15 protein-coding genes and 1 tRNA gene are annotated in these 16,491 nt (G+C 71.7%); 7 read left to right on the top strand and 9 right to left on the bottom strand.

The window, feature by feature from the left end; all coding sequences use genetic code 11:
- Window positions 1–4 precede the first annotated feature (4 nt).
- Entirely contained in the window at window positions 5–634 is a 630-nt protein-coding gene (locus tag AC3WRT_RS05155) for an aminodeoxychorismate/anthranilate synthase component II (RefSeq protein WP_492719905.1), read from the top strand.
- A 37-nt stretch (window positions 635–671) separates the two neighbouring features.
- On the opposite strand, the gene pknB is transcribed toward AC3WRT_RS05155, so the two are convergent.
- The 7 genes from pknB to AC3WRT_RS05190 form a co-directional block, all read right to left on the bottom strand.
- Complete coding sequence (pknB, locus tag AC3WRT_RS05160; protein ID WP_492719907.1) at window positions 672–2,534, bottom strand: Stk1 family PASTA domain-containing Ser/Thr kinase; 1,863 nt, start codon at window positions 2,532–2,534, stop codon at window positions 672–674.
- 85 nt (window positions 2,535–2,619) lie between these two features.
- Window positions 2,620–3,888, bottom strand: coding sequence for a serine/threonine-protein kinase (locus tag AC3WRT_RS05165; protein ID WP_492719909.1), 1,269 nt, complete (start codon window positions 3,886–3,888; stop codon window positions 2,620–2,622).
- Window positions 3,885–5,345, bottom strand: coding sequence for a peptidoglycan D,D-transpeptidase FtsI family protein (locus AC3WRT_RS05170; RefSeq protein ID WP_492719911.1), 1,461 nt, complete (start codon window positions 5,343–5,345; stop codon window positions 3,885–3,887). Before AC3WRT_RS05170 ends, AC3WRT_RS05165 begins: the two co-directional genes overlap by 4 nt.
- On the bottom strand, window positions 5,342–6,739 hold the full coding sequence (locus AC3WRT_RS05175; protein ID WP_492719914.1) for an FtsW/RodA/SpoVE family cell cycle protein: 1,398 nt from the start codon (window positions 6,737–6,739) through the stop codon (window positions 5,342–5,344). Before AC3WRT_RS05175 ends, AC3WRT_RS05170 begins: the two co-directional genes overlap by 4 nt.
- Window positions 6,736–8,220, bottom strand: a complete 1,485-nt coding sequence (locus AC3WRT_RS05180) for a PP2C family protein-serine/threonine phosphatase (RefSeq protein ID WP_492719916.1) — start codon at window positions 8,218–8,220, stop codon at window positions 6,736–6,738. Before AC3WRT_RS05180 ends, AC3WRT_RS05175 begins: the two co-directional genes overlap by 4 nt.
- 4 nt (window positions 8,221–8,224) lie before the next feature.
- Window positions 8,225–8,806: an FHA domain-containing protein FhaB/FipA gene (locus tag AC3WRT_RS05185; RefSeq protein WP_492719920.1), complete on the bottom strand. Its 582-nt coding sequence runs from the start codon at window positions 8,804–8,806 to the stop codon at window positions 8,225–8,227.
- A gap of 46 nt (window positions 8,807–8,852) precedes the next feature.
- Window positions 8,853–9,635 carry an FHA domain-containing protein gene (locus tag AC3WRT_RS05190; RefSeq protein ID WP_492719923.1) on the bottom strand — a complete coding sequence of 261 codons (783 nt, stop codon included), beginning with the start codon at window positions 9,633–9,635 and terminating at the stop codon, window positions 8,853–8,855.
- Between the two features lie 229 nt (window positions 9,636–9,864).
- On the opposite strand from AC3WRT_RS05190, the gene AC3WRT_RS05195 reads away from it, so the two are divergent.
- Both AC3WRT_RS05195 and AC3WRT_RS05200 read left to right on the top strand, forming a co-directional pair.
- On the top strand, window positions 9,865–11,370 hold the full coding sequence (locus AC3WRT_RS05195) for a MinD/ParA family ATP-binding protein (protein WP_492719928.1): 1,506 nt from the start codon (window positions 9,865–9,867) through the stop codon (window positions 11,368–11,370).
- Window positions 11,371–11,574: 204 nt separating this feature from the next.
- A tRNA-Leu gene (locus AC3WRT_RS05200) sits at window positions 11,575–11,657 on the top strand.
- Window positions 11,658–11,847: 190 nt separating this feature from the next.
- Here AC3WRT_RS05200 and AC3WRT_RS05205 read toward each other — a convergent pair.
- Window positions 11,848–12,132 carry a hypothetical protein gene (locus AC3WRT_RS05205; RefSeq protein WP_492719931.1) on the bottom strand — a complete coding sequence of 95 codons (285 nt, stop codon included), beginning with the start codon at window positions 12,130–12,132 and terminating at the stop codon, window positions 11,848–11,850.
- 230 nt (window positions 12,133–12,362) lie between these two features.
- Between AC3WRT_RS05205 and AC3WRT_RS05210 the strand changes: the two genes are divergently transcribed.
- The 3 genes from AC3WRT_RS05210 to AC3WRT_RS05220 all read left to right on the top strand — a co-directional run bounded on the left by AC3WRT_RS05210 (window position 12,363) and on the right by AC3WRT_RS05220 (window position 14,662).
- Window positions 12,363–13,487: a serine/threonine-protein kinase gene (locus AC3WRT_RS05210; RefSeq protein ID WP_492719933.1), complete on the top strand. Its 1,125-nt coding sequence runs from the start codon at window positions 12,363–12,365 to the stop codon at window positions 13,485–13,487.
- Window positions 13,488–13,579: 92 nt separating this feature from the next.
- Window positions 13,580–14,230, top strand: a complete 651-nt coding sequence (locus tag AC3WRT_RS05215; protein WP_492719937.1) for an LON peptidase substrate-binding domain-containing protein — start codon at window positions 13,580–13,582, stop codon at window positions 14,228–14,230.
- 57 nt (window positions 14,231–14,287) lie between these two features.
- Entirely contained in the window at window positions 14,288–14,662 is a 375-nt protein-coding gene (locus tag AC3WRT_RS05220) for a PH domain-containing protein (RefSeq protein ID WP_492719939.1), read from the top strand.
- 59 nt (window positions 14,663–14,721) lie between these two features.
- Here AC3WRT_RS05220 and AC3WRT_RS05225 read toward each other — a convergent pair whose 3' ends face one another.
- Window positions 14,722–15,429 (bottom strand): M50 family metallopeptidase, encoded by a 708-nt coding sequence (locus AC3WRT_RS05225; RefSeq protein ID WP_492719941.1) that lies wholly within the window; start codon window positions 15,427–15,429, stop codon window positions 14,722–14,724.
- Between the two features lie 144 nt (window positions 15,430–15,573).
- Here AC3WRT_RS05225 and AC3WRT_RS05230 point away from each other — a divergent pair, with 144 nt between their 5' ends.
- Entirely contained in the window at window positions 15,574–16,422 is an 849-nt protein-coding gene (locus AC3WRT_RS05230; RefSeq protein WP_492719943.1) for a matrixin family metalloprotease, read from the top strand.
- Window positions 16,423–16,491 lie beyond the last annotated feature (69 nt).

The following is a 16,491-nucleotide window of genomic DNA, read 5'->3' on the forward strand; positions in this document are numbered from 1 at the left end:
CCGTATGACCCGCATCCTCGTCGTCGACAACTACGACAGCTTCGTCTACACGATCGTCGGCTACCTCGAGCAGCTCGGCGCCGACTGCACCGTCGTGCGCAACGATGCGGTTCCCGCCACCGAGGCAGCGGACTACGACGGCGTGCTCGTCTCGCCCGGCCCTGGAACCCCGGAGCTGGCCGGGATCTCGATGGATGTCATCCGCGAGTGCGCACGCCTCGCCAAGCCGATGTTCGGCGTCTGCCTGGGGCACCAGGCCCTCGGCGTCGTCGCCGGCGCCACGGTCGGCCGGGCCCCGGAGCTGCTGCACGGCAAGACCTCGGTCGTGCACCACGACGGCACCGGCGTGCTCGAGGGCCTGCCCGACCCGTTCACGGCCACGCGCTACCACTCGCTGACGATCGACCCGGCCACACTGCCCGACGACCTCGTCGCGACCGGACACACCGACTCCGGCCTCGTCATGGCCGTGCGCCACCGGGAGCTGCCGCTGCACGGCGTGCAGTTCCATCCCGAGAGCGTCCTGACCGAGGGCGGCCACCGGATGCTCGCGAACTTCCTGGCCATGTGCGGCGACGAGCACGCCGTGGCTCGCTCGGCGGGGCTCAGCCCGCTCGTCACCGCAGCGGTCTGACCGACCCTACCGACCCGACCAGCCGGGCCTGCCCGACCTACGGCGCCGGCGGCGTCGTCGCGGTCCCGGTGCCGGTCGAGCTCGGGGTGCCGGCGGTGGTGCTCGGCGGCGGCGGGGTGACGGTGACCGTGGACGGCTGCGGGCTCGGCGCGCGGGCCACCTTGACCGTGATGTCGGTGCCGAGCTTGACGACGTCGCCGGCCTTGTCCACCGACAGCACCTCGTCCGGGTTCTTGGTGGAGTCGACGGTCTCCTTGCGCGGGTTGAGGCCGGCGTTCTGCAGCGCGACGGCGGCGAGGGCCCAGTCCCGACCGTCGAGGTTGTCGGGCACCTTGACGTTGCCGGTGGCGTAGAAGATGCGGATCTTCGAGCCCTTGGCGACGACGGCCTGTGCGCCCGGATCGGTCTTCGTCACCTTGTTCTTGTCCTGGTCCGGGGTGTTCTCCTCCTGGAAGCCCGAGACGACGAAACCCTGCTTCTGCAGCTCCTCGCGCGCGGCGTCCTTGTCGAAGCCGGTGACGTCGGGGACGGTGACGGTGTCGGGACCGGACGAGACGACGTACTTCACGGTCGACTGCTCGGCGACGCTCACGCCGGACTTGGGGTCCTGGCTCACCACGTCGTCGACGGCAACGGTGCCGTTCGCGGCAGGCGAGCTCTCACCGCGCAGGCCGGCGGCTGCCAGGGTGCGCGCCGCGACGTCCTTGTTGAGACCCTCGATCGTCGGCACCGTGACCATCCGGACGGCGGGGGTCTGGTTGCCGAACCACTGCACGGCTCCCCACCCGACGAGCACGAGCACGGCGATGACGAGCGTGGTCACGAGCGCGGCCCGACCCCTGCCGGCCCTCTTCTCGCGGTCCTCCTCCTCGTCGTGGCCGACCGCCGGCATGCCGGCCGTGTCGTAGCGCTCACGCAGCGCGACCGGCTGCTGCACCGCGGTCGGGGTGCCCGGGGCGGCATACGCCTGCGGCAGTGTCTGCGTGGCGGCAGAGCCCACGGCGGCTGCGGTGCCGAGCGCACCGGCGCTGATCGGTCGGCCGAGGCGGACGTTCTCGAGGTCGTCGCGGAAGCTACGGGCGTCCTGGTAGCGGGCCTCGCGGTCCTTCGCCAGGGCGTGCAGGGTCACGGCGTCGAGATCGCCGCCGACGGCGTCGTTCCACACGCTCGGCGGCTGGGGCGGCTCACCCACGTGCTGGTAGGCGATGGCGACGGCGGAGTCACCCGTGAAGGGGGGACGCCCGGCCAGCAGCTCGAAGAGCAGGCAGCCTGTGGAGTACAGGTCGGAGCGCGCGTCGACGGTCTGCCCCTGCGCCTGCTCGGGCGAGAGGTACTGCGCCGTGCCGACGACCGACTGCGTCTGGGTCATCGTCGCGGCGGTGTCGGCGATCGCGCGGGCGATGCCGAAGTCCATCAGCTTGACGTGGCCGCTGCTCGTGATCATGACGTTGGCGGGCTTGATGTCGCGGTGGACGATGCCCATCCGGTGGCTGTACGCCAGAGCGTCGAGGATGCCCTCGGTGACCCGGATGGCCTCGGCGGGCTGGAGCTGCTGGTGCTCGATCAGCTTCTGGCGCAGCGTCTCGCCGTCGACGTACTCCATGACGATGTAGGGCAGCGTGGTGCGGGTGCCGTTGGGACCCTCGACCGCGCTGTCGTCCTCGCCGGAGTCGAAGATCGCGACGATGGACGGGTGGTTCAGCCCGGCTGCCGACTGTGCCTCGCGCCGGAAGCGCATGAGGAAGTTCGCGTCGCGCGCGAGGTCCGAGCGCAGCATCTTGATCGCGACCTGACGCCCGAGGCGGGTGTCGTGGCCGAGGTGAACATCGGCCATCCCGCCTCGGCCGATCAGCTCGCCGACCTCGTAGCGTCCGCCGAGGACACGGGGTGCGGTGGTCACGTCGTTGGCCTCTGATCGTTCGGGGGCTGGAACCTGGAGGGGTGCTGTGGCGCTCGGGTCGCGCGGCTCGCGCTGATCGGTCATCTCACTTCGCCTTGCCCTTCCCCTTGCCCTTGCGGGGGTGCGCGGGCTGCTTGGCGGTCGAGGAGGAGACCGTGCTCCTCGCAGTGGTCGTATGCGTCGTGCTGGCTCTCGTCGGCGGTGCCGTCGTCCGGTCGGCCGGGTGGGTCGTCGCGCTCGTCGTGCTGCTGGTGGCGTCGGCGGGAGTGGGCGCTGCGGTCGGGCTTGCGCCAGAGGTCCGTGCGGCACCTGACGTGGCCGTCGCCGCTCCGGCGGGGCCCGAAGCGGGGCTGTTCACGGCGCTCCCCAGGGCGAACCCGCTCCACGCGACGACGCCGACGGCCGGCACGACGAGCCAGCCCCACCGACGGGCGAGCGGGGTCGGTCGGCGGCGGGCCCGCTCGGGGACGAGCCGCGTCGCCGCGGAGGGACCGGACGCCGCGCCCGGAACCGTAGGGGTGGCCCCGGCGAGCGCGGTGGCGCCCTCGGCCCCAGCCGCCCGCGCCACGGCTCGCGCGTCGGAAGGGCGGTCTGCTGCCGACTTCGCCAGGCAGGCGTCGATGACCTGGCGCAGGTCGAGCGGCACCGTCGGTGACAGCTCGGGGGGTGGATCGGTGACCTGCGCGATGGCCGTGGCCACCGGGGTGCCCATGTCGAACGGCTTCTGGCCGGTGATCATCTCGTGCGCGATGACGCCGAGGGAGTAGATGTCGCTGGCCGGGGTCGCCGGCTCGCCCAGGGCCTGCTCCGGGCTGATGTAGTCCGGCGTGCCGAGCACCTCGCCGGTCAGCGTGTGGCCGGACCCGGCTCCGAGCCGGGCGATGCCGAAGTCGGTGAGCTTCGCCTGCCCCGAGGGGGTGACGAGGATGTTGGCGGGCTTGACGTCGCGGTGCACGACGCCGGCGTCGTGGGCGGCCGAGAGGGCCAGGGCCGCCTGGCCCAGCACCGAGCGCACCTGCTCGGACGGCATACCACCGTCGTGCTCGCGGATGATGTCGCCGAGCGTGCGCCCCGGCACGAGCTCCATGACGAGGTATGCCGTGCCGTCCTGCTCGCCGTAGTCGAAGACGGACGCGATGTTGGGGTGGTGCAGGGACGCGCTGCCGCGTGCTTCGTCGCGGAAGCGTTCGAGGAACGCGCCGTCGTCGGGTCCCTGGGAGCGCATCACCTTGACGGCCACCGGACGCTGCAGGACCTCGTCGGTGGCTTCCCAGACGTCCCCCATGCCGCCCGACGCGATGAGGTCGCCGAGCGTGTAGCGGCCGCCGAGCGCGGCTCCGGTCTCGAGGGTCATCGGTTCAGCACCGCCTCCATGACCTGGCGCGCGATGGGCGCGGCGACGCGGCCGCCGCCCACCTCGCTGCCGGTCACGCCGCCGTCCTCGACGACGACCGCGACGGCGACCTTGGGGTCGGTGGCCGGCGCGAACGAGATGAACCACGCGTGCGGCGGCTTGTCGGGGTCGTGCTGCGCCGTGCCCGTCTTGCCGGCGACCTCGACGCCGTTGATCTGCGCCCGGGCGCCGCTGCCGTTGTCGACGACCGAGACCATCATCTTGGTCAGCGTGGAGGCGGTCTGCGGCGAGACGGCCTGGGAGAGCTCGACGGGCTCGGGCGCCGAGTCGATGATGTCGAGGTTCGCGCTGCGCACCGACTGGATCAGGTAGGGCGTCATGACGCTGCCCTGGTTGGCGATGCCGGCGGCCACCATCGCCATCTGCAGCGGGGTCGTGCGCACGTCGTACTGCCCGATGGCGGCCTGGGCTGACTGCGGGGCGTTGAGGTCGGCAGGGACCGAGCTCGTCGAGACGCGCATCGGGATCTGCAGCGAGTCACCGAAGCCGAACTTGGCCGCCTGCGCGCGGATCTTCTCGCCGCCGAGCTCGAGGCCGAGCGAGCCGAAGGCGGTGTTGCACGAGATCTCCAGCGCGTGGATGAGCGTCGTCTTGTCGCCGGGTCCGCAGGCGCGGCCGTCCTCGTTGGGCAGGTTGGTCGGCGTCAGCGGCAGGTCGAGCGAGGGCGGCCCGGGCACCATGGAGTTCTCGCCGGTGACGACGCCGTTCTCCAGCGCGGCTGCCGCCGTGACGACCTTGAAGGTCGAGCCGGGCGGGTAGACCCCGTTGATGGTCCGGTTGAGGTAGGCCTTGTCCTTGTCGGTCGAGAGCGACTTCCAGGCCTTGGACGCCTTGCCCAGGTCGTGGCTCGAGAGCGGGTTGGGGTCGTAGGAGGGGTGACTGACCATGGCGAGGATCGCGCCGGTCTTGGGGTCGAGCGCAACGACGGCCCCCTTGCTGTCACCGAGGGCCTTGTCGGCCGCAGCCTGCGCCTTGGGGTCGATCGTCAGCTCGATCGTGGCGCCGGACGTCTTGCGCCCCGTGATGAGGTCGGTGACCCGCCGCACGAAGAGGGTGTCGGCGTCACCGGAGAGCAGGTCGTCGGCGGCGTGCTCGAGGCCGTAGGGAGCGCCCACGGAGTAGGAGTAGAAACCGGTGAGCTGGGCGTACAGCTCGTCCTGCGGGTAGCTGCGCAGGAAGCGGTACTGGTCCTGCACGGAGACCGACTTGGCGATCGCCTGCCCACCGACGATGATCGACCCGCGCTCGCGGGAATAGTTGTCCAGCAGGGTGCGCTTGTTGGTCGCCATGGCGCCGAGCGACTTCGCCTGGGTGAACTGCACGACCGTGGACGCGACGAGCAGGGCGGTGAAGAGCGCGGCGATGAGCACCGACAGGCGGCGGATCGGGGTGTTCACTGCAGCCTCACCACCTGGGTCACCTCGGCCGGTGCCGGCTCGTCGGCGGCCACCCCGACCGGCATCTCCGGCATGGGGCGACGCGCCTGGTCGGAGATGCGCAGCAGCAGCGCCATGATCACCCAGTTCGCGAGCAGCGACGAGCCGCCGAGCGACATGAAGGGCGTCGTCAGGCCGGTCAGCGGGATGACCCGCGTGACGCCGCCGATGACGATGAACAGCTGGAAGGCGACCGAGAAGGACAGGCCGATCGCGAGAAGCTTGCCGAAGCCGTCGCGCACGCCGAGGGCCGTGCGGATGCCGCGCTCGCAGAAGAGCAGATAGAGCACGATGATCGCGACCGAGCCGAAGAGGCCGAGCTCCTCACCGAGGCTGGGGAAGATGAAGTCGCTCTCGGCGAAGGCGGTCAGGTAGGGCCGCCCGGCGCCGAGGCCGGTGCCGGTGAGGCCGCCCGAGGCCATCCCCCAGAGGCCGTTGGCCAGCTGGTTGGACAGGTCGAGGCTCTCCTGCGAGAAGGGGTCGAGCCAGAGGTCGACGCGCTTCTGGAAGTGGGTGAAGGCCGAGAGGGCGAATGCCACCGCGGCGGCGAAGAGCAGCAGGCCGATGGCGATCCACGAGACGCGCTCGGTGGCGATGTAGAGCATCGCGACGAAGAGCCCGAAGAAGAGCAGCGCCGAGCCCAGGTCCTTCTCGAAGACGAGGACGAGCAGCGAGAGCACCCAGGCCACGAGGATCGGGCCGAGGTCACGCCCGCGCGGGAACGTGAAGCCGAGGACCTTCTTGCCCGCCAGGGAGAGCACGTCGCGGGTCTGCACGAGGTAGCCCGCGAAGAAGATGGCGAGGGCGAGCTTGGCGAACTCGCCGGGCTGGAAGTTCAGGGGGCCGACGGAGATCCAGATCTGCGAGCCGTTGATGGTGCGGCCGATGCCGGGCACGAGCGGCAGCAGGAGCAGCACGAAGCCGGCCGCCATGCTGACGTAGGTGTAGCGGCGCAGCAGGCGGTGGTCGCGCAGCGCGATGAGCACCGCGACGGCGAGGACCACGGCCAGCGTGGTCCAGATGAGCTGGCGGTACGCGTCGCCGTCGGTGCCGAGCTTGCCGCGGGCGAGGTCGAGGCGGTGGATCATCACGAGACCCAGCCCGTTGAGCACGGTGGTGATGGGCAGCAGGACGGGGTCGGCATACGCCGCCTTCCACCGCAGCACGAGGTGCACGATGAGCACGAGCACGGTGAAGCCGCCCGCGACGGGCAGCATGTTGGCCGGCACGGTGCCGTTGCGGTTGAGGTCGGTGCTGACCCAGGCGAGCAGCACGATGCCGATGGCCAGCAGCAGGAGCAGCAGCTCCGCGCCGCGGCGAGTGCGTGTGGTGAGCGGCTCGACGGTCGTGGTCACGCCACCACCTCCGCGGGCGGCGAGGGGTATGCCGCGTGCGAGGCGGCGCCCGCGCCGGACCCCGCTGCGGGCGGCGGGGTGGTCGGCGTGGTTCCGGCACCCGGCGTCGACGGTCGCGGCGCCGGAAGGGAGGGCGTCAGAGGGGGCGCCGTCGGGGTGGTCGCGGTGCCCGAGGGGGGCGTCGTGCCGGTGCCCGAGGGTGTCGGGACGGGGGTGCTGCCGCAGGGGGTCCCGGCGGCGGCGAGCTGTCGGCAGCGCAGGGCCTCGCCGCGCAGTGCCGTGACCTTGCCTTGCGCGTCGGCCAGGTCGCGCGCCGAGATGGTGCTGCCCACCGAGCCCTGGACGTCGGCGGGGAGGTCGGAGACCAGCACGTCGGTCTGCGACTCCACGTGCGAGAGCTTGACCGGGCCGAGGTCCTGGGCGACACCGCGGAAGATCGCGACGTGCCCGGCATCGGCCGCGACGAAGTACTGCTTCTGGGACCAGGCCCACGCGGCATACCCACCGCCCGTGAGGATCGCGGCGACCACGATCACGCCGAGGGTGCGCAGCAGGATCTTCGTGCGGCGGGAGCGGGTGCGGTCCTCGGCGAGCTCCAAGGAGTCGTCCTCAGGCTCGGCCCGGCCGGTGGCCTCCCGCGACAGTGCGGCGGCCTTCGCGGCGGGGCTCGTGGGGATGGCCCGGGTCGGGCTGCGCATACGCTTGCCGGCCGCGCCCACCACCTGCGGGACCGTCGTCGGCAGGTCGTCGCCGTCGGCGTCGACGACGTCGGCGACGATGACCGTCACGTTGTCGCGGGTGCTGGCCTTGAGCGCGACCTGGATGCAGCGGTCGGCCGCCTCGGCAGGGGTTCGCGCCTCGCGCAGGATCTCCTCGATGACGTCGCCGCCGACGAAGTCGGACAGCCCGTCGGAGCAGAGCAGGAAGCGGTCGCCGATCTTCGCCTCCCGCAGGGAGGTGTCCGGCTCGTCGTCGGGATGGCCCGTCATGACGCGCGTGACGACGGAGCGCTGGGGGTGCTGGCCGGCATCCTCCTTGGAGATGCGGCCCTCGTCGACGAGCTGCTGCACGAAGGAGTGGTCCTTCGTGATCTGCGAGAACGTGTCGCCGCGGAGCATGAAGGCCCGCGAGTCGCCGATGTGGGCCATCGCCAGCTTGTTGCCGGTGCGGAGCATGACGATCGTCGTGCTGCCCATGCCGGACAGGTCGGAGTTCTCGTGCATCGCCTTGGTGAGCCTGGCGTTGGCCGAGTGCAGTGCCTCCTCGAGGAGTGGGATGGCCTGGTCGGCGGTGACGTCCTCCTCGTCGAGCGGGGCCAGCTCGCCGACGATCATGGAGCTCGCGACGTCGCCTGCGGCGTGACCACCCATGCCGTCCGCGAGGACGAGCAGGTTGGGGCCGGCATACCCCGAGTCCTCGTTGCGGGACTTGGGTCCCAGCCCGAGGTCGGAGCGCGCGGCGTAGCGCAGGGCGATGGCCATCGGGTCAGCCTCGCAGTTCGAGGACGGTCTTGCCGATCCGCAGGGTGGTGCCGACCTCGACGGGGCGCGAGCCGTTGAGCCGCTCGCGGCCGATGAACGTGCCGTTCGTGGAGCCGAGGTCCTCGACGACCCAGCCGTCCCGGCCGGACGGGTCGGGGTAGATGCGGCAGTGGCGGCCCGAGGCGTAGTCGTCGTCGAGGACGAGCGCGCACTCGGGGTTGCGGCCGATGAGGACGCCGCCGCTGCGCAGCGGCAGCGACGTGCCGGTGAGCGGGCCCTCCGTGACGACGAGGGTGGTGGGGACGCCCTTGGCGCGGCCCCGACCCTTGCGTGCGGGGGACCCCTCTGCGGCGCCGACGCCCGGGGCGCCGGCGGCCGGGGTTCCGCCGGCCGGGGTCACCGGCGCTCGCCGCGCGCTGCGCGAGCGGTCGCGCTTCTCGGCCGCCTTGACTGCCTTGCGCTGGCTGCGGCGGCTCACGGCCGTGCCGTAGATGTCGGTGCGCAGCACGCCGACGACGCTGAAGATGAAGATCCACAGCAGCGCGAGGAGACCCAGCCGAAGCAGGGTCAGGGTGAGTTCACTCATGCGTCACCAGACGTCACGGAGGGCAGGTCGTGGGTCGTCATCGCGGTCACCGGCGTCCGGCCCGGAAGGTCGCGGACGTGCGGCCGATCGTGAGCCGGTCGCCGTCCTGCAGCCGCTGGCTCGAGATGCGCTCGCCGTTGACGAAGGTGCCGTTGGTGGAGTTGAGGTCGCGGATCGAGGTCACCAGGTGAGGACCGTCGGTGGTGACACGGATCTCGCTGTGCCGTCGCGAGACTCCGGGGTCGTCGATGACGATGTCGGCGCTCTCGTCGCGGCCGAGGGTGGTCAGGCTGCCCAGCAGGGGGTAGCGGTCGCCGGCGATGTCGAGCCACGGGCGCGCCGACGGGTTGGACCGCGGGACCGCACGCGGGACGGGCGCCTCGTCGACGGCCGTGCCGGTGCTGCTGTGCGGCGCCGGGGCCGCGACGTGCTCGCGGACGGGGTGCTCGCGGCCGGCCTGCTTGGCGGTGGCCGGGCGCACGCGGAAGACGCCGGTCTCGAGGCCCTCCCCCTCGACGAGCGCCACCTCGAGCGGACCGCCGGGCTGGTAGCCCTGCGAGTCGGCGTGCTCCTGGGCGGCCGCGACGAGGTCGTCCGACAGGTCCTCCTCGTAGTCGCCGAGCCGCTCGTAGTCGGTCTGGCTGAGCTCGATCGTGTAGAGGTTGGGGACCATGGACCGGCCGTGGCCCATCAGGGCCGCGCGGTCGTCCATGGCCCGGCGGATCGCCGAGGCGATCTCGACGGGCTGCACCTCGGACTTGAACGCCTTGGCGAAGGCGCCGTGGACAGCCCTGGCGAGACCGTGCTCGACACGGTTGATGATTCCCACGCCGTCTCCTCCTCCTTGGTAGCGCTCCTGTCGGGCGCTTCATCGTAACCGGGTCAGCCGCTCCAGCCCCGAACCGACAGCCGCGGCGGAGGCTCGGGGCGCCCCGCGCCGGGGTCGCTTCGGGCGCCTTCCGGCGGGTCAGCCGATTTGCCGTGTGCTGAGAGCATGGGAGGATTTCCCGGGGTCCGTGGCGGGCTCCCGCACGTGGTCGGCCAGCAAGGAGTGCTCGATGAGCAAGGACGAGACCGGTAGCACCGAGAACCAGGGCATCCCCGGCTTCTCGGCGAACAACTCCATCCCGGGTGGCTTCACGCTTCCCATTCCCATGGCGGGGTCCGGCGCGCCGGAGCCCGAGGAGACCGCGGCCGACCCTTGGAGCTCGACGTGGGACGACGCCTCGTGGTCGTCCCACGACACCGGTGCTGTGCCGCCGGTGGCCGGCCACAACGGCGCCGAGCCGTCCGGCTCGCACGGCACGACGAACGCGTGGACCGACTGGGAGCCGTCCGACCCCGGCCCCGCCGAGTGGTCGTCCACGACCACCGACGAGCCGGACGAGAAGTACACCGGCTGGACGCCCGCGGGCGCCACCCTCGAGGAGTACGCGTCCGGCACCGACTCCGAGCAGCCCGCCGCCACCGACCACGCGACGGACCACACGGCCCACTTCACGACCGACCACACCACTGCCGAGCGGGCGTATGCCGCCCGGCCGGCCGTGGACCCCGACGTCGCCGCCGCGGCCGCCGAGCTGGGCCGCGAGCCCGAGGACACGGCATACGACCTGACGCCCGTCTCGCGCACCGGCAGCTCCGACCGGCCGAGTGCCGAGGACCTCATCACCGCGCGCTCCAAGGGGCAGCGGCAGAAGGTCAAGGCCAACTCCGGTCTGCGCAAGGCCCTGGGCCTCGGCCCGAGCTCCAAGGAGCTGCTCGAGCGCGAGCGCATCGACCGCATCGCGCGCCCGCTCAACGGGCGCAAGACGATCATGGTCATCAACACCAAGGGCGGCGGCGGCAAGACGCTCGTCACGCTCATGCTCGCCAGCTACCTCGGGCGCTACCGTTCGGGCTCGGTCCTCGCCTGGGACAACAACGAGACCGAGGGCACGCTCGGCATGCGGGCGCCGTCGCAGAGCCACCACCGCACGGTCGTCGACCTGCTCGGCGCCCTGCCCAGCATCGCCAACGACCCCAACGCCGGCACGTCCGAGCTCGAGCACTGGGTGCGCGAGCAGCGGGGCATGTCGTTCGACGTGCTGGCGTCGGCCGACGACGACGAGGCGATGCGCATCATCGGTGAGCAGGAGTTCGAGGACCTCCACACGCAGCTCTCGCGCTTCTACCGGATGATCGTCGTCGACACCGGCAACAACCGCCTGTCGCCCAACTGGCTCGCCGCTGCCGCCCGCGCCGACATGCTCGTCTTCGCCACCTCTCTCAAGGACGACACGTCCGTGGTGGCGGCCAAGAACCTCGACGCGCTCGTGGCGATGGGCCGCGGTGACCTCGTGCGCAACGCGGTGTGCGTCATCTCGCACACCTCCGCGAAGAGCAACGACATCGGGGCGGGCGTGCACACCCGCGAGCACTTCGAGCAGTGGGTGCGGGCGGTCGTCGACATCCCCTACGACCCGATGCTCGCCCCGGGGCTGCACCTGGACCCGCTGAAGATCAGCCGCAAGACGCACGAGTCGTGCATGGAGATGGCGGCGGTCGTCGTCGACGGCCTCTGACCACCGAATGTGACCAACCGACTTCGACCGGCCGACTCCGACCCACGAGACGTGTGCGCCGGACGGGTCTGGCCACGGCACAGCCGACCGGGGTCGTGCTCGTCCCGTAGCGCGCCACACGGCATACGTTCTCGGTGCTCCGGGTGCCGGCGTGCCCCGGTTTGGCGATAGCGGGCCTGATACAGCACACTGTCTCCTTGTCACGCGCGAGTGGCGGAACGGCAGACGCGCTGGCTTCAGGTGCCAGTGTCCGAAAGGGCGTGGGGGTTCAAATCCCCCCTCGCGCACGCGTGTAGAGAAGGGCCCCGACCCATGTGGTCGGGGCCCTTCGTGCTGTATGGGGCCCACCCCAGCGCGCGTCCATGAAGCAGGCCGGATTCGGGAAGACGATCGAGCGCCAGCGAGGGAGAACTTTTCCTCCCTCGCGCTCGATGACGAAGGGCCCCCATGTTCACGGAACCGGGGCCCTGTTGCGCGTCAGGGCCGAGGGTTCGTGCGGGTCCAGCGGCGCTCGTCGCGGCGCCGGCCCATGCCGGCCGCGCACCGCGGGCACACGGCGGCGACCTCGTCGGCGTCCCGGCCGGTGGCGGGCTGCACGTCGAGCCAGTCGATGTGCGAGAAGCGCAGCAGTCGCGACCGATGCAACGACAGGCCGCACAGGGTCTGGTTGGTGCCGGGGTGCCACGCGTGCACCTCGCCGGCGGGCGCGCGGATGCCGTCGGGGTCGGTCCACGAACCGGTGGCCGCCACTGCTGCTCTCATGCCTACTCGCTACCCAGCCCGCCCGACGGAAAACGGAGGAACTGAGGTTGATGCAAGCCCGGAAATGGCGGGTATGTATGCGAGAGCCGCAACACCGGGGAGCGGTTCAGCAGAGCAGCCCGTGAAGTATCAACCGTTCCCACGGGTCCCGTAACATGACCGCTGACGAAGGCCCCTGAGATGTCAACTGACGTGCACCTTCAGTCCCGAGAGACAGAGGTGCCCCACCCATGAACCGCTTGCAGGAAGGGTTCGTGCTGGGCGAACGCTACCGGCTGGACAGCCGCATCGCCTCCGGCGGGATGGCCGACGTCTGGGCGGGCACCGACTCGGTGCTCAAGCGCGAGGTCGCCGTCAAGATCATGCGTCCCGACGTGGACCACGAGCGGCTATTCGCCCTGCGGTTCCGCGACGAGGCGGTCCACTCGGCCGCGCTGATGCACACCAACATCGCCACCGTCTTCGACTATGGCGAGGACGACGGCCTCGCCTTCCTCGTCATGGAGCTCGTCTCCGGGGAGCCGCTCTCGGCGATCCTCAACCACCGTGGCCCGCTCCCGGCGAGCGAGGTCCGCTCGATCATGGGCCAGGCGGCGCTCGCGCTGGGCGTCGCCCACGAGGCTCGGGTGGTCCACCGCGACATCAAGCCGGCCAACATCATGGTGCGCGAGGACGGGCTCGTGAAGCTCACCGACTTCGGCATCGCGCGGGCTCTCGACGCCTCCGGCCACACCCAGCACGGCGAGATGCTCGGGACCCCCAACTACATCAGTCCCGAGCAGGCCCTCGGCCACGCCGCCACCGGCGCCAGCGACCTCTACGCCCTCGGCGTCGTGGCCCACGAGATGCTCTCGGGCAGGCGGCCCTTCGACCGCGGCACGCCGATCGCGACGGCCCTCAGCCACGTCAACGAGCCGACTCCGCCGCTGCCCGACGACGTCCCGGAGGACCTGCGCGACCTCATCAACGAGTGCCTCGAGAAGGACCCCGAGAAGCGCCCGGCCAATGCCGCCGCGGTCGCGGTGCGCCTGGGTCTCGGCGACCAGGAGCTTCGCGGACTCGCGCTCGGCCTCGCCACCGCCATCAACGGCTCCCCCGCGGAGATGCTCGACGAGGTCGAGGAGCTCCACGGGGAGGTGCGCGACCCAGAGCGAGCCGAGGCCCACGCGGCTGCCCAGGCCCCTTCGCACGCCGCTTCGTACGCGGCTTCGGACGCCCAGCCGGAGTCCGCTCCCGAGGTCAGCCCTGTGGCCGACTCGGCTGCCGCTTCGCCGGCCATGTCGTCGGCTGAGTCGGAGGTCGACGCGGACGGGCTGGGCGCCACCCAGCGGATGCCGTCCGGCGTTCCCGACTGACGCCACCTGAAGCCGCCTTCCCCGTCGGGCAGGAGCGGTCACGGCTTCCAGCGCTCCTGCCACCGGGGGCCAACCCCACCTAGGCTGGCTGTATGGCGACTCTGCCGTTGTTCCCCCTCGGCACCGTGCTCATGCCCGGTGGCCGGCTACCGCTGCAGATCTTCGAGCCGCGCTACATCCAGCTGCTGCGTGACCTGCTCGACGGCCAGGACGAGCGCTCCCCCGTCTTCGGCGTGGTCGCCATCCGCGAGGGCTTCGAGGTCGGCGACGACGGCGTCCGCGCACTGCACCCGATCGGCTGCGGCGCCCTGCTGACCCAGGCCGCAGCCCTCGAGGGGGAGCGTTTCCTCGTCGTGTCCGAGGGCACCGACCGCTTCCGCATCGACGGCATCGACGAGAGCGCCGGCACGCCGTACACCACGGCGCGCATCACCTGGCTGACCGAGCCCGACGGCGACACGGCGACGATCATCGAGCTCGCGGCCCGCCTGCGTGCCGAGCTGGCCGCCTTCGCCGCCGCCGCGGGGACCGAGGCGGAGATCCCGGAGGACGACCGGGTGCTGGCGTATGCCGTGCCGGACTGTGTCGGTCTCGACGTGGCCGACCGCCAGCGCGTCCTGTCGAGCAGCGACACCGAGTCGCGCCTGCGGCTCGGCCTGCACCTGGTGCGGCGCGAGCACGAGTTCGCCTCCGCCCTCGGTGCGGTCGCCAAGCCCCCGATCCCGCCCTTCAGCCTCAACTGAGCGCCCAGCGCTAGGCTCACGGCTCCGTCCGTGTCGCACAGAAGCAGGGGACCCCTCTTGATCGACTTCCAGAACGCCAGCTACATCAAGCTCGGTCGAATCGAGTACGCCGAGGTCGCAGCACAGGTCGATCCGCTCCTGATCGAGGGCGAGCAGGGTTACCTCGCCTTCAAGGGGATGCGGGACTACATCGTCTTCACGAGCAAGCGCATCATCGCGGTCAACGTGCAGGGAATCACGGGGAAGAAGAAGGACTTCACGTCCCTGCCCTACGTCAAGGTCCAGGCCTTCTCGCTCGAGACCGCCGGAACCTTCGATCTCGACGCTGAGCTCGAGCTGTGGTTCTCAGGTCTGGGCAAGGTGAAGTTCGAGTTCAAGGGAAACACCGACGTGGCCTACCTCAACAAGCTGATCGCCCACCACGTTCTCTAACAACGGGCAGTGCGACGGAGCGGGCGGCATACGCCATCTCCGGCCGCAGCCGGCACCGGTCAGCGGAGCGTGTGGAGCACCTCGGCCGCGACGACCCACGTCGCGAGGGCACAGACGATGACGAAGGAGCCGTTCCAGAGCGTGCGGGGCAGGTGCGTCAGGGACGCAAGCACGCCCGGGTCGCTCCCTGGGCTCCGGTCGCGGATCACCGCGGACAGGTGGCGCCACGCGCCGACCAGGAGCACGACGCCCAACCCGACGAGCACCTGCGTCTGCAGCGCGTCGTCGCGCCACCACCACAGCGCGGCCGAGCCCGCGATCGCGACGACCATGACGACGGCGGTCAGCGCCGAGCGGACCCGCACCAGCGCGAGGAGCAGGACCAGCAGGCCAGCGGTGATGAGCGGCGCGGCCCAGCCCCGCTCGGCCGCCCACACCATCGCTGCACCGAGCAGCGCCGGCACGGGGTAGCCCGACCAGGCGGAGGCGACCCGGCCGGGGCCGCGCACGGGCCCCCGGGTCACGGCGTGCCCGGACATGTCGCCGCGCAGCACGAAGCCGGTGAACTGACGGCCCACCAGCACCCCGACGACCGCGTGCCCGAGCTCGTGCACGAGCGTGACGGCGAGGCGGACCACCCGCCAGAGCGGGTCGACGGCGACGATCACCAGCGCGGTGGCGAGCACGACGCCAAGCCGAGGCGCCGTCAGTGAGACGTCACCGACCGCGGACACCGCCCGGTCGCGCACCGCCTCGAACCACTCCACGAGGGCTGAATCTAGCCGAGGGACGTGTGGCCGGGCTGCGGGGGTGCCTGCGGGGGTGCATGGGCCGGCGCAGCGGTGGGTACGGCATACCCGGGCCACGCAGGTGCAGGGCCCGATGGGACGGAACGGGCAGTCAGGGGCACGATGCAGGTCAGGCGTCAGGGGTCCCTTCGTCGCGCGCGCGGACGCCACCGGGTCGTCGGGGCGCCCCGTCGTGGTCATCGCCTCTGGGTCGGCTTCGCGGTCATCGCCGTGCTGGCGGTGGCGCTCCCGATGTGGCTCTGGCAGGTGCGGCCCTTCGACTCCCGGCACGGCATCGGGGTGGACGCGCCATCAGCTGGCATCGGTGCCGCGCAGGCTCCCCTCGGTCGGCCGCCCTCGACGCCCGGTGGCCACGGCGGCTACACCTTCATGAAGCTGCAGCCCGACGGCGCCGACCCGGTCGCCTACGACCCCTGCCGGCCGATCCACTTCACGACGAGTCGCATCGGGCTGCCCGCGGGCGGCGACGCACTCGTGCGCGAGGCGGTCGCCGCGATGGCGCGGGCGAGCGGGCTGCGCTTCGTCGACGACGGGCTGACGGACGAGGCCCCGACCCCCGAGCGCGACCCCTACCAGCCGGACCGCTACGGCGACCGGTGGGCGCCCCTGTACATCGCCTTCGCCACCCCCGAGCAGATCCCGGGGTTGGCGGGCGGCGTCGTCGGGCTGGGCGGGAGCACCCCGCGGGCGGCGGCCGACGGCGTCCTCGTCTATGTCACCGGCTCCGTCTGGCTCGACGGGCAGGCCATGGACGACCTGCTGGGCGCCGGACGGCGCGACTCGGCCCGCGCCGTCGTCGAGCACGAGATCGGGCACGTGCTCGGGCTCGGGCACGTGTCCGACGCGACGCAGCTGATGTCCCAGACGGGCGGCACGGGCGCCGGACCCGCCGACGGCGACCGCCGCGGCCTCGCCATCCTCGGCCGCGGGGTGTGCCGGCCCGACCTGTGAGGCCACGTCCTCGTCGGGGCACCTGTGGGCGTATGCCGTCATTGGGCTCGCGTCGTGACCACCGTCGGC

Source organism: Terrabacter sp. FW104-15G4B (assembly GCF_058790095.1).